The sequence below is a fragment of the Micromonospora maris AB-18-032 genome, assembly GCF_000204155.1.
Classification (GTDB): Bacteria; Actinomycetota; Actinomycetes; order Mycobacteriales; family Micromonosporaceae; genus Micromonospora; species Micromonospora gifhornensis.
This window is the reverse complement of sequence record NC_015434.1, coordinates 3,041,021-3,055,006: the sequence shown is the minus strand read 5'-3', so window position 1 is coordinate 3,055,006 and position 13,986 is coordinate 3,041,021. Positions and strand designations below refer to the sequence as shown.

At 73.9% G+C, this 13,986-nt stretch carries 3 protein-coding genes; all 3 read left to right on the top strand.

The features are described 5' to 3' along the window. The first annotated feature begins 57 nt into the window (after window positions 1–57). A complete protein-coding gene (locus tag VAB18032_RS13655; protein ID WP_013733436.1) occupies window positions 58–1,479 on the top strand; it encodes an MFS transporter in 1,422 nt (473 codons plus the stop codon). A gap of 52 nt (window positions 1,480–1,531) precedes the next feature. Continuing rightward, window positions 1,532–2,062 carry a winged helix-turn-helix transcriptional regulator gene (locus tag VAB18032_RS13650; RefSeq protein ID WP_013733435.1) on the top strand — a complete coding sequence of 177 codons (531 nt, stop codon included), beginning with the start codon at window positions 1,532–1,534 and terminating at the stop codon, window positions 2,060–2,062. A gap of 87 nt (window positions 2,063–2,149) precedes the next feature. Then, window positions 2,150–13,864, top strand: coding sequence for a non-ribosomal peptide synthetase (locus tag VAB18032_RS13645; RefSeq protein ID WP_013733434.1), 11,715 nt, complete (start codon window positions 2,150–2,152; stop codon window positions 13,862–13,864). Window positions 13,865–13,986 lie beyond the last annotated feature (122 nt).

Below are 13,986 nucleotides of genomic sequence, written 5' to 3'. Positions count from 1 at the left end.
TCCCGACACGCGCCAGAGGCAACAAGCGTCCGCGACACGGGGGAACCAAGGGGCTGGATGGTGGAGAACTTCAGCGGAGCGTCGACAGCCCGTCTCGGCGCACGGCAATGGCTGGCGATCGGCGCGCTCGGCGCGTCGTTCCTGGTGGTGGCAGCGGACAGCACCATCGTCTACGCCGCGATCCCGAGCATCCAACGGGCACTGGACCTCTCCACGGCGACCGTGCAGTGGCTCATGTCCGCCTTCCTGATCAGCTTCGGCGGCGTCCTGCTGCTCAGCAGCCGGCTGGCCGAACTCTTCGGCCGACGCCGGCTGTTCACCATCGGACTGGCGCTGATGACCGCCGCCTCGATGCTGTCGGCGGTGGCCTGGGCCGGTGAGGTGCTCATCGGCGCCCGCGTCCTGCAGGGCATCGGTGCGGCGCTGATCGCGACAACCGCGCTGCCACTGCTCGCCATCGCTCTCGGTCCCGGTCCGGCCCGGGTCCGCGCGCTCGGCCTCTGGACGCTGATCGGCGCCTTCGGTGGCACCACCGGGCTCCTGCTCGGTGGGCTGCTCACCGACACCGTCGGGTGGCGGTGGGTGTTCCTCGTCAACGTGCCGGTGGGGATCGTCGCCGCGCTGCTGGCACCGATCCTGCCGGCCGACCGCTGCGGCGGATCCGGGCATCCGCTGGAGGTGGCCGGCGGGGTCAGCCTGGTCGGTGCCCTGACCCTGATCGGCTGGACGGTCGTCGCCGCGTTCGCTCCCGGAAGCTCGACCGGCCCGGCCCTCCTGCGGTTGGCCGCGGCGGCGGTGCTGCTGCTGCTCTTCCTGGTCATCGAAGCACGGACCGGCCGCCGCCTGGTACGCCCCGGACTCCTGCGATCCCGCACCCGGTTGGGCGGTCTGGTGGTGCTGTTCGCCGCCGGCACGCTTATCGACGCGGTGCTGCTCCTGGTCACTCTGTACGGACAGGGAGCGCTGGGGCTCTCCGCCACCAGGTTCGGCGCGTTGATGGTCGCCCTGACCCTGTCCTCGGTCGTCGGCTCGTACGTCGGTCAGGTGGTGGTGGTGCGACACGGGCTGCGGCTGGTCGCGTTGACGGGCATGTCCGTGGCCGGTGCCGGCCTGTTGGCGCTGGCCATGGTGAACGGCCCGCTGGACACCGTCGACTTCCTCAGTGTGCTGCCCGTGGTCGGCGTCGGCGCCGGCGCCGCCTTCGTCGCCGCGCAGATCGCCGTGACCCTCGGTGCCTCCGATGCCGATTCCGCGGCAGCCTCGGGCCTCAGCGATGCCTCGTTCAGCCTGGGCGGGGCACTCGGGCTGGCCGCCGTGTCGGCCGTGCTCGTCGCGAACCAGACCGAGCTGCCGGTGCCGATGGGCGCCGCCCTGCCGATGGCGTTCACGGTGACCGCCGGACTCGCCGCGATCGGTCTGGTGGCGGCGTTGCTGCTGATGGGCCAGCAGCGTACGCCGGTGCCCAGCCAGGGAACGTAGGGGTGAGATTTCCACCCGACCGGAGCGAGCCGATCGCCTCTACGATGGCCTGATGGCTCTCCGCAGGTACGGTCAGGACTGCTCCATCGCACGGGCTCTGGAGGTCGTCGGTGAGCGGTGGACGCTGCTCATCGTCCGCAACGCGATGGTGGGTGACTGCCGCTTCGAGTCCCTGCTCGACAGTCTCGGCATAGCCCGCAACGTGCTCGCTCAACGACTCACCACACTGGTCGAGGCCGGTGTTCTCGAACGTGTCCCCTACCGCGAGCGGCCGGTACGTCACGAGTACCGCCTCACCGAGCGCGGCCGTGAACTGGCGCCCGTACTGGCCGCGTTGATGCGGTGGGGGGAGAAGAACTGCCCCACCGACCAGCCCCCGCCCAACCGGGCCCTGGTGCACGCCCGCTGCGAACACCCGGTCGAACTGGTGGTGCACTGCCCGTCCTGCGACGAGTCGATCCCGACCAGCGAGATGGTGTCTCGTCCGGTCGTACGTTCTGCCGTCGAGACCCACGACCCGCAGCCCTCGGCGGACGGGCGGCCATCGGCGGTTCTCGCGGCCACCGTTCCCGGCGTCCGCTGACCGGAGGGCAGCGCAGCCGCCGTCCACGCGGCGACGGTCGGCAACTCCGGTGCCGGTCCCAAGATCCCGGCCACCTACCATCCTGCTGTGTCGACTGCGAGCGGGCCCGGCGCCCACCACGGCCTGCTGGGCGTACTCCTCGATGCCGCCGACCGGGCACCGCAACAGGTCATCGTGCACGTCCGGGAGGACGGCACGGAGCGTACGGTCAGCTTCCGGCAGCTGCGGGACGAGTCGCTGCGGGTGGCCGGCGGCTACCGGGCCGCCGGGATCGCGCCCGGTACGGCCGCCCTCCTGCTCGCCGACGCCGGTGACGACTTCCAGCCGATGTTCTGGGGTGCGCTCGCCGCCGGACTGGTGCCGGTGCCGCTGCCACCCGAACCGAAGCGGGTACGCGCCGTGCGGGAGGTGCTGCCCGACGCCGTGCTGGTGACCGACGACGCCACCGCAGCCGTGGTGGACGGGCTGCCCGAGCCGGTGCTGCGGCTGGCCGACCTGCGGGCCGGCGCCGCACCGGCGGAGCTGCCCACCGTCGCCGGTGGTGACCTCGCCTTCCTGCAGTTCTCCTCCGGCAGCACCGGCGCGCCCCGGGGCGTGGAGCTGACCCACGACAACGTGTTGGCCAACCTCGACCAGGCCCGGTCGGCCAGCGCGGCACGCCCGGACGACGTGCTGGTCAGCTGGATGCCGTACTTCCACGACATGGGGCTGATCGGCACCCACCTCACCCCGCTCGCCATCGGCCTCAAGCAGGTACGCATCCCTCCGCTGGCGTTCGCCAAGCGCCCCGCCCTCTGGTTCACCACCGCCCACCGGCACCGGGCCACCCTGCTGTCCGCGGCGAACTTCGCGCTGGCTCTGGCGGTGCGCAGGGTGCCTGCGGAAACCCTCGCCGGGCTCGATCTGAGCGCCGTACGGTGCGTGGTGGTCGGGGCGGAACCGATCTCGCCTGCGGTCTGGCGGTCCTTTCTGGCCCACACCCGTCCCGCCGGGCTCGATCCCGCCGCGCTACGACCGGTGTACGGGCTCGCCGAGGCGACCCTCGCGGTGACCTTTCCCCCACCGGGCGAGGTGGCGGTGCCACACGTGCTGGACCGCGCCAAGTTGAGCCAGGGACGGGCGGTGCCGACCCGACCCGGCCCGCACGCGGTCGAACTGATGGACCTGGGCCATCCGGTGGCCGACTGCGCGGTACGCGTCGTCGACGATCACGGTCGACCGCTGGCCGACCAGCGGATCGGCCAGATCGAGGTACGCGGACCGAACGTGGCCCGGGGCTACCATCGTGATCCGCAGGCCAGCCGGGACACCTTCGTCGACGGTTGGCTGCGTACCGGCGATCTGGGTTTTCTGCGCGCCGGGCGGCTCTGTGTCACCGGCCGGGCCAAGGACGTGGTGTTCGTCAACGGCCGCACCTTCCACGCCGCGGACCTGGAGACCGTGGCGGTGGCCACCCCCGGCCTGCCCGGCGAGGTGAGCGTGGTGGTCGGCGCGACCGACCCGGATTCCGGTGGGGAACGGATCGTGGTGTTCGTGCCGTGGGCCCGTCCACCGGCCGACGCCGGTACGGTGCTCGCCGCGGTGCGGGCCCGGGTGGCCGAGGCGTGCGGTCACGACGAGGTGCGGGTGCTGCCGTTACCCCCCGGCGCGTTCGCCCGGACCACCAGCGGGAAGTTGCGCCGACGCCGGATGCGTGAACGGTACCTGGCCGGCGATTTCGCCGACCGCGAGCGACGCTGGTGTCCGCCGGTCGCCACGGAGGTGCCGCACGATGCCCCGCCGGCCGCCGACGATGCGCCGCGCGACGCCCCGTCCGGGGCGGAGTTGGAGGCGCTCGTCCGCGACGTCTGGGCCCGGGTGCTGGGCCGTCCACCTGCCACGATCGGCCCGCACGACCGGTTCCTTGCCATCGGCGGATCGTCGCTCAAGGCCATGGAGGTGCTCGCCGCGCTGGAGGACGCCCTCGGTATCCCGTTGAACCCGGCGGACCTGCGGGACTGCCCCACCGTGGCCAGCCTCGCCGACCGGCTGGCCGACGCGCCGCTGCGCCGGCCCACCGGTGACGCCGTCGGTGCCCCGGCGCAGGGACCGGCCCGGGGTCCGGTGCCGGTCGCGGTGATCGGGATGGCCTGCCGGTTTCCCGGCGCGGAGAGCCCCGAGCAGTTCTGGCAGCAGTTGGTCGATGGCGTCGACAGCGTCGACGTGGTGCCCGCACACCGGTGGACCTCGTCGGACGGGACCGCCCGGTGGGGCTCCTTCCTCGACGATCCGATGCTCTTCGACGCCGGGTTCTTCGGCCTCACCGACGAGGAGGCGCGGCTCACCGATCCGCACGCGAGGCTGTTCCTCGAGATCGGCCACGAGGCGCTGGAACGCGCCGGGTACGCCGGGCCACGCAGACACCGGCACCGCATCGGCGTCTTCGCTGCCGTCGGGGAGAGCGCGTACCCGCAGATGGTGGCGGCGGACGGGTCGGCCGGCGGGGCGACGGCGCTGGTCGGAAACCTGCGCAACCTGATACCGGCCCGGTTGGCGCAGACGCTGGATCTCACCGGGCCGGCGATCGCGGTGGACACGGCGTGCTCGTCGGCGTTGGTGGCGCTGCACCTGGCGGCGCGCAGCCTGGCCGCCGGGGAGTGCGACGTCGCGGTGGTCGGCGGGGTGAACCTCAACCTCACCGAGACCGGGTACCGGCTGCTGGATGCCGCCGAGGCGCTCTCCCCCACCGGACGGTGCCGGGCCTTCGCCGCCGACGCGGACGGTTTCGTCCCCGGCGAGGGCGGGGCCGCGCTGGTGCTGCGCCGGCTCGGTGACGCGCAGGTCGACGAGGACGAGGTGCTGGCCGTGGTCGCCGGGACCGCCGTGGGCAACGACGGGCGGGCGTTGAGCATGCTCGCGCCGAACCCGCACCGGCAGTGGGAGGTGATCGCGCGGGCGTACCGGGAGGCGGGCATCGACCCGGCGCAGGTGTCGTACGTGGAAGCCCACGGCACCGGCACCGAACTCGGCGACCCGGTCGAGGTCCGGTCGCTGGCGGCGGCGTACCCATCGCCCGTCGACGGGGTGCCGCGCGGACTGGGTTCGGTCAAGACGAACCTCGGTCACCTGCTCAACGCCGCCGGCCTGCCGGCGCTGGTGAAGGTGGTGCTGGCCCTGCGGCACCGGTATCTGCCGCCCGCCCTGCACCACACCCAGCCGGCCGACCGCTGTGACCTCGCCGGAGCCGGCTTCGCCGTGGTCACGCAGGGGCGGCGGTGGAGCGCACCAGGTCCCCTGATCGCCGGGGTGAACGGATTCGGCTTCGGCGGGACGAACGCCCACGCGATCCTGCAGGAACCCCCGCCCACCGCGCCCACCGCGCCCGGCGGGCCGGAACTCGGTCTGGTCACCCTGAGCGCGCACTCGGTGCCGGCGCTTCGGCAGGCGGCTCGGGACCTCGCCGCCCACCTGCGGGCGCATCCGCACCTGGCCGAGGCGGACGTCTGCGTCAGCGCCGGCACTGCCCGCGACGACGCCGCGTACCGACTGGCGATGGTCGCCGACGGCGAGCTGGCCGTCCGGCTCGACCGGGCCGCCGACACGCTGGGCGAGCAGATCGCGCCGGTCAGCCGGCGACCCCGCACGGTGTTCGTCCTTCCCGACGACGGCGCCACGGTGCCACCAGCGGCGGTACGTGACCTCTACGACCGGCTGCCGGCCTTCCGCGACCGACTGACCGAGGTCGCCGCCCCGACGGTACGGGGCCGACCGCTGCTGACCTGGTGCCTGAGCGGTGCCGACGATCCGCAGGTCACCCGGCAGGTGGCGGTGGCGGTCGGGCTCGCGCTGGTCGGTCAGTTCACCGCCTGGGGCGTACGGCCGGACCGGCTGCTCGGCGTCGGCGTCGGTGACCTGGCGGCGGCGGCCGGCCGGGGCGAGCTGGACCCGGCCGAGGCGATCCGCCGCGCCGCCACAGCCACCCCACGGACCGAGCCGGAGCTGCGCGTCGCGCTGAAGCAGCTGTGCGCCGACGGGTACGACACCGTCGTCGACCTGGGCGTCTCGGGCCGGCTGCACGCCGTGTCGCCGCACGTCGGGGTCGACCCGGCGCGGGTGTTGACCGTACTGGACGGGCCGCAGGCCACCGGGGCTCTGCTGGCGGCGGTGGGGCAGCTGTGGGCCCTCGGTGGCTCGCTGGACCGGGCCGCGCTGCACGCCGGTCGGCGGCGGGTGCCGGTGCCGACGTACCCGTTCCAGCGACGGTCCCATCCGCCGTCACCGGTGCTGCCGCTGCACCGGGTCATCTGGCGGGAGACGCCGTCGACCAGCGGCGGGCCGGCGGCCGGGGTCGACCGCGACCTGCCGGCCCGGGTGCGGTTGCGCGGCCCGGGTGCCGACGGCGACCTGGCTGCCCGACTCGCCACGGCGCTGCGCGAACGCGGCGTCACCGTCCAGGTCGCACCGCAGGTCGACGACGGTACGCCGCCGGAGCTGACCGTGCTGCTGGCCGGTGCCGCGGTCGACCTGTCGGACGTGGCCGACCTCGATCGCGCCGTGGCCGCACAGGTTCGTACGGTGCGTGCCCTGATCGACGAGCCGGACACCCGGCTGGGTCGGCTGCTCGTGGTCACCGAGGACGTCCAGGTCACCGGGCACGGCGAGCGTCCCCGGCCGGTGCAGGCGGTGCTGGGTGGGCTGTGCGCGGCGTTGGCCGACGAGCGACCGGGCCTGCGTGCCCGGGTGGTCGATCTGTCCAGTGTGGATGACTTGGCGGTCCGGGTGGAGTCGGTGTGCCAGGAGTTGTCCGACCTGCACCGGGCCGAGGCCACGGCGCACCACGCCGACCGGTTGACCGGGCTGGCCTGGCGGGCCGGACGCCGACTCGAACGGCACCTGGTGTCGGTGTCGGTCCCGGTTACGCCGTCGGGTGCGGCGCACTCCGATGACATGCACGTGATCCTCGGCGGTGGTGGCGGGCTCGGCGCCGAGCTGGCCCGTACCCTCGCTCACCGGGGACGACCCACCCTGCTGCTGGCCGGGCGGTCGGCCCAGGCCCCGGCGGGCCTGCTCGACGAGTTGACCTCGGCCGGCGCCACCGCGACGTACCGGCGGTGCGACGTGACCGTGCCGGCCGACGTCGACGCGCTGTTCACCGGGCTGCCCCGGGTGGGGACCGTCTGGCACGCCGCCGGCACGGTCCGGGTCGGCACCCTGACGGCGAAGTCGGTGCCGGAGATCCGGGCGGTGCTGGCACCCAAGGTACGCGGCAGCTACCTGGTGGCGGAGTCACTGCTGCGGCACGGCCACGACCGGGTCGCGCTTGTCGGTTTCTCCTCGGTCAGCGCGGTGCTGCCCGGTCTGGCCGCCGCGATCGGCGACTACGCGGCGGCCAACGCCTTCCTCGACGCCTTCGCCGCCGCCCAGCGGGTGACCGGCCGCCCCTTCCAGGCCGTCGGTCTCGCCGCCGTCAGCGACACGGGGATGGCAGCCCGAGAGGGCTCCCGCCACGACATCGCCGGCTCGCTGACCGCGCGGATCGCGCTGGACGCGTTGCTGGCTGCTCGGGACGTCGACGCCGCCCACCTGATCGTCGCGGACCGGCGACCGGCGACCGCACCCCCGGCCGGCGTCGCGCGACGGGGGCAAGACTTCGATGGCCGCGTGCAGGCACACGCCGGCCGGCCCGCCCAGCCGGTCGACCCCGAAACCGTCGAGGTCGCCGAGGTCGGCGGTGTTTCGGCCATCAAGCCGGCACGTCATCAGAATTCGGACGTCGAGGAATTGGCGCGGCTGCTGCGCCGGCTACTCGCGGAGCCCCTGCACCGCCCGGCTGACCAGATCACCGACGACGACTCGTTCCTCGCCCTCGGCCTGGACTCGCTGGCCGCAGTCGACCTGGTCAAACGACTGGAGGACGAACTCGGGCGGCAACTGCCGGTCACCCTGTTCTTCGAATACACCACGATCGCCACGTTGGCCGCTGCGCTTGCGGAAACCGTTCCGGGGCAGCCCCCGGGCCACCAGGTCGTGCCGCCGTCGCGGGTGGCACGACCGGCGGCGGGCGGGGGATCACCGAGCGGTCCGCTCGCCGATGGGGAGCCGTTCGCTCTCACGGCGGTGCAGCGGGCCTGGTTCGTCAACGAACGACTGCACCCGAGCGTGGCCGGGTACGCCTTCGTCCGGCAGACCGTCACGGGGCCACTCGACGTCCGGCTGCTCGACCGGGCTCTGACCGGCCTCGTCGCCCGGCATCCGATGCTGCGGGTGCGCTTCCTCGCCGACGTCACCGCCCCCCGGCAGGTGATCGTGCCGCCGACCGCCGCCGCCATCAGCCTGGACGTACGGGCACTGGCCGGCGAGCTGACCGCGCTGGAGGAGCAGCTCTGCAACACGCCTGTGGATCTGACCCGGCAGCCGCCGCTGCGGGCGGTGCTCGCTCAGGAGCGATCCGACCGCGCACACCTGATCCTGGTGCTGCACCACGCCGCCGCCGACGGGTTCAGTCTCAACCTGCTCAGCGAACAACTCTGGGCGGACTACAGCGCACTGGTGACGGGAGGCACCCGGACGGTGCTGCCCGTCACCGGCAGCTTCGCCGCCTTCGCCGCTGACCTCGCCCCGCCACGCGAGACGGATCTGACCTGGTGGCGTCGACAGTTCGACGATCCGGGATGGACGCTGCGGCTGCCGTACGACGGCGACCCGGCGGGTCTGCCCGCCCCACCCTGCGTCACCCGAACCGACGAACTGGACGCCGCGCTCGTGGCCCTGCTGCGCGAGCGGGCCGCCGACGCCGGTGTCTCCCTGTTCCACCTGCTGCTCGCCGGGTATCTGCGGTGCCTGGCGAGGTGGAGCGGGCAGCGTCGGGTGCCGGTCAACGTGGCGCGGGCCGGTCGGGACGCCCGGATGCCCGGCATCGAACGGCTCGTCGGTCCGTTCGCCGACACCCTGCCCCTGCTGGTCGAGGTGGACCCGACCGAGCCGGTTGCCCGGTTGGCCGATCGCCTTCGGCAGTCCTGGACCGAGGCACAGCGGCACGGCTCGGTGTCCAGCCTGGACCTGGCCCGGCTGCTCCCCGCGATCGACAACGGCCCGCGTACCGCCAGCCCGGCGGGGTTCAGCTTCGCCCGGTTCCCGGTTGACGTCGATCCCGACTGCCCGGTGACGGTCACCCCGACGGCGGCCGGCTCCGGTTCCGCCGCCACCGGGCTCAGTCTGCTGTGGTGGGAGTCGGGGACGACGCTGCGGCTGTCCTGGAACTTCCCGCTGCGGTTGTTCCGGCGGCAGACGGTGGCCCGGTTGGCCGCCGAGCACCACCAGGAACTTGTCGACCTCGCCGCCGGGCGGCAGCGGGCCGGCGACCAGGATCGCAGCGTACGACCGGAGCCCGTTGCCGGGGATGTCAGCGCCCGGATCCGGGCGGTCTGCCGGCGTACCCCGGACGCGACGGCGATCACCGACGGCCGACGTACGGTCACCTACCGGGACCTGGACCGGGCCGCCGACCGGGTGGCGGCGCTGCTGCTCGCCCACGGCGTACGCCCCGGCGAGCACGTCGGGTTGCTCACCGCCCCCGGCCGGAATTCGATCATCGGGGTGGTCGGCATCCTGCGCGCGGCAGCGGCCTGGGTGCCGCTGGACGCCGCCCATCCCCCGGCCCGGCTCGACGGACAATTGCGCCGTGCCCGCGTCCGGGTGGTACTGCACGACGACGACTGCGCAGCCACGGTCGCCCGACTCGACGCCACAGCGGTCAACCTCGACGGCCCGGCGGTCCCAGTCGACAGCCCGGCGGCCCCGCTCGACGGTCCGGCGGTCGGGCCGGACGACACCGCGTATGTGATCTTCACGTCGGGCTCGACGGGGCGGCCGAAGGGGGTGCCGATCACCCACCGGTCCATGACGAACTACCTCGACTGGGCCATCGACACGTTCGGCTATCACGCAGGTGATCGGCTGGCCCAGACCTCGTCGATCTGCTTCGACGCCTCGGTCCGGCAGATCCTGGCGCCGCTGCTGGTCGGGGCCACGGTGGTCACCTTCGCCCGGTCGGAACTGCGCGACCCGCAGGTGCTGCTGTCCCGGTTGGAACGGGACCGACTCACCGTGTGGAGTTCGGTGCCCACCCTCTGGGAGCGGCTGCTGCGGGCCGCCGAGGACCGCACCACCCGCGAGGGCGTACGGCCGAATCTGTTGGCCCTGCGGTGGGTGCACGTCGGCGGGGAGGAGTTGTCGCCGGTGCCGGTACGCCGCTGGTTCGACCTGTTCGGCGACGGCTGCCGGATCACCAACCTGTACGGCCCCACCGAGGCCACGATCAACACCACCTGGCATCTGATCGACAACCGCCCCGACGAGACGGTACGCCGACTGCCGATCGGTCGACCCGTCGGCGGGGCCCGGATCCGCGTGGTCGACACGCACGGTGACCCCTGCCCGCCCGGGACGGCCGGTGAGCTGCTGATCGGCGGCGTCGGGGTCACCGCCGGCTACCTCGACGAGCCCGCACTGACCGTCGCCGCCTTCACCCGGCTCGACGGCGAACGGTACTACCGCAGCGGCGACCGGGTCCGCGTCACCGCCGACGGCACCCTGGAGTTCCTCGGTCGGCTCGACGACCAGGTGAAGATCCACGGGCACCGGCTGGAACCCGGCGAGATCGAGGCGGTGCTGCGTACCCATCCGGCGGTGACCGCCGCGACGGTGCTGCACCAGGCCGAGCCGCATCCACGGCTGCACGCCTTCGTCGCACCCCGACCGGGAACCGAGCCGACGGTGGCCCAGCTGCGCGAACATCTCGCCGACCGGCTGCCGGAGCCACTGGTTCCGGCGCGCATCCATCTGCTCGACACGCTTCCGTTGACCGTCACCGGGAAGGTCGACCGGGATCGGCTGCGTGCACTCGGCGGCTTCGCACCCGCCGCCGGCCCCAAGCGACTCCCGACACCCGCCGCTGCGGGGCGACTCCCGGCAACGGCCGCTCCGGAGCGACTTGCGGCACCCGTCGGTGCGGACGCCGCTGCCGGCGGATACACCGCAACCGAGGCGAGGCTGGCCCGTATCTGGGGTGAGCTGCTCGACCTGCCGGCGATCGCGCCCGACGACGACTTCTTCGCTCTCGGCGGCGACTCCATCCTGGTGCTGGAGGTCTTCGCCCGCGTCCAGGACCAGTTCCCGGCCACACCGAGCCCCACCGTCATCTACCAGCACCGAACCCTGCGGGACCTCGCCGCCGAGATCGACGCCACCACTGCCAGGCGCCGGACCACCGACGGCACGGGCCGCAGCACCGCCACCGTGGACCGGGTCACCGGCCCGGTGCGCGCCGGCGCGGACGGGCCCTACCCGGTGACGGCCACCCAGCGCGGTTTCCTGCTCGCCGACGCCATCGCACCGGGCGACGGCACCGCCTGGCTGGCCCGGCTACGACTGCGCGGCCGGCTACGTCGCGACGTCTTCCAGCGCGCCGTCGACCTGCTGGTGGCCCGGCACCCGATGCTGCGTACCGTCTTTCCGGCCGGCGTCCGTCCCCCGGTCCAGCAGGAACTTCCCGCCTCGCTACGGCTGCCGGTCGGCTACCGGGCGGTCGCCGGCCCCGCCGAGGTGGGCACCCTGGTCGCCGAGGAGCGCCGCCGTCGCTTCGAGCCGTGGGCCTGGCCGCTGCTGCGACTGCAGCTGCTGGGGCTCGCCCCCGACGACCACATCCTGCTGGTGCACGGCCACCACCTGATCGGTGACGGCTACAGCGCCGCCCTGCTCGGCCAGGAACTGCTGACGGTGTACCACCGGCTGGTGGCCGACCAGCCCGACGGACTGCCTCCGCTGCGCACCCACTTCCGCGACTACGTCGAGCTGCTGGCCGACCGGGTCGCCGGCCCACCCGACCCGGACGCTCACGGCTGGTGGCGCGGACGCTTCGGCACCCCGTACCGGCCGCCGGTGCTACCCGCCCCCGGCAGCGCACCCGACCCGGGCGGTACGTCCGCGCCGGTCTGCGGCTTCACCCTGGACGGGACCGTGGTCGCCGGGCTGCGCCGGCTGGCCGCCTCGGCGGCGAGCACCCTGTACGCCCCGGTGCTGACCGCGTACCACCGGGCGGTGGCCCGGTTCACCGGACAGGACGACCTGGTCTTCGGCCTGGCGCTTACCGGTCGGGATCATCCGCTGCCGGACCTGCACCGGATCTTCGGCCCGTGCGCGGCGATGCTGCCGCTACGGCTGGGCGGCTCGGCCGGCTTCGCCGAACAGCTCGCCCACGTCGGGGCCGAGGTCGCTACTGCCCGCCGGTACGACGACCCGCCGTCGATCGCGGCGGCCGTGCCCACCGGCCCGGGCGGCACGCCCATCGGTGCGCAGTTCTTCTTCAGCTTCCTGGACTTCTCCGCCCGCTCCGCGCCACCGGCCGTGCCGGGCGATGCCGATCGGCTCAGCCTCGACTGGGACGCCGACAGTGAACTGGCGCCACCGCCCCTCGGGACCGACCTGTTCCTGACCGCGCGCCCGGAGCGGGACGGGCTCCGGCTCACCCTGCGCGGCTGTCCCACCACAGTCACCCCGGCCGAGCTGCGCCGGCTCGCCGACTGGCTCCGCGCCGACCTGACCGCCGCCGCGCACACCGACCCGGCCCGTCGGGACCAGACGGCCACGCCTGCCGTGGTCACCGGTGACGCCGCCAGCGTGCCGGCGACGACTGCCGTTCCCGGCCGACCGACCAGGCTGGCCGCGGCGATCGTCGGCTACCTGCCGCCGCCGGCCCAGCTCGCCGCGATCGCCGGGCTGCCCGCCGGCAGCCTGCCCCGGGACCAGCTACGCGAGCTGCTCTTTCCTGGTGGCCGTCCGCGTCTGCTGGAGCAGCTGACCACGCCGCTGGGCGTCTCCGGCTTCGTCTGCCTGCCCCGGTTCGCCGACGAGCTGACCGCCGCCGGGGACGTCCTCGCCGACGAGACCGCCGAGGCGGTGGACCTGGCCGCCCGCCTCGGCGCCCGCTGCGTGTCGCTGGCCGGGATGATTCCCGCCCGCACCGGCTACGGCCTCGGGGTGCTGCGCCGTACCCGCAGCGGCGTGGCGGTGACCACCGGCCATGCCGTCACCGTCGTCTCCGTCGTCCGCACGGTGCAGGCCGCGCTGGCCGCCACCGGGCGTAGCCTCGCCGGCCGCGACCTCGCCGTGGTGGGTCTCGGTTCGATCGGGTTCTCCGCGCTGCGGCTGTTGCTCATCCGGGCCGAGCAGCCGCCCGCGCGACTCGTGCTCTGCGACGTTCCTGCCGCCGCGCCTCGACTGGGCGAGCACGCCGCGCGGCTGCGGGCGGACGGCTTCGCCGGCACCATCGAGGTGTGCCCGTCGGCACCGGGAATCGCCCCGGCCGGCTACACGGCGGACGTGATCATCGCGGCGACGAGCGCGGCCACCGCACCGATCGAGGTCGACCGGCTGGCACCCGGCACCATCGTGGTGGACGACTCGTTCCCGCCCGCACTGGACACCGCAAAAGCTCTGACCCGGATGCGCCGCGACCACGACATCCTGGTGGTCGGCGGTGGGCTCCTGCACGTCGGCGAGACCGAACGCGACATACCCGGGGACCTGCCGCCGGTGCCGGTCGACGGCAACGTGCTCGGGCTGGCCGGGACGATCGCCTCCTGCCGGTTGGAATCGCTCCTGTGGTCGACCGCTGCGGACCTGCCGCTGGTGCACGGCCTGGTGGACGACGCGACCGCGGCGGCGTACGCGCGGGCGCTCACCGAGGCCGGCATCGACGCCGCGCCCTTGCACCTGCTGCACCACCCGATCGGGTCGGAGTTGCTCGGGAGGTTCGGACGCTGACCGCGCAGGCCAATTACTCAGCTGCGCCCGTCGTGGCTCGGCCTTACGCTTCCGTCCAGCGGTGGTCGGTCGACGGTGACCGGGCCGGCGGTGTGGTCGACGTGGTCGGTCTGCGGAGCGGA

Coding starts and splice junctions, on each gene's coding strand:
- VAB18032_RS13650 (WP_013733435.1), top strand. CDS start 1,532: ATGGCTCTCCGCAGGTACGGTCAGGACTGCTCCATCGCACGGGCTCTG.
- VAB18032_RS13655 (WP_013733436.1), top strand. CDS start 58: ATGGTGGAGAACTTCAGCGGAGCGTCGACAGCCCGTCTCGGCGCACGG.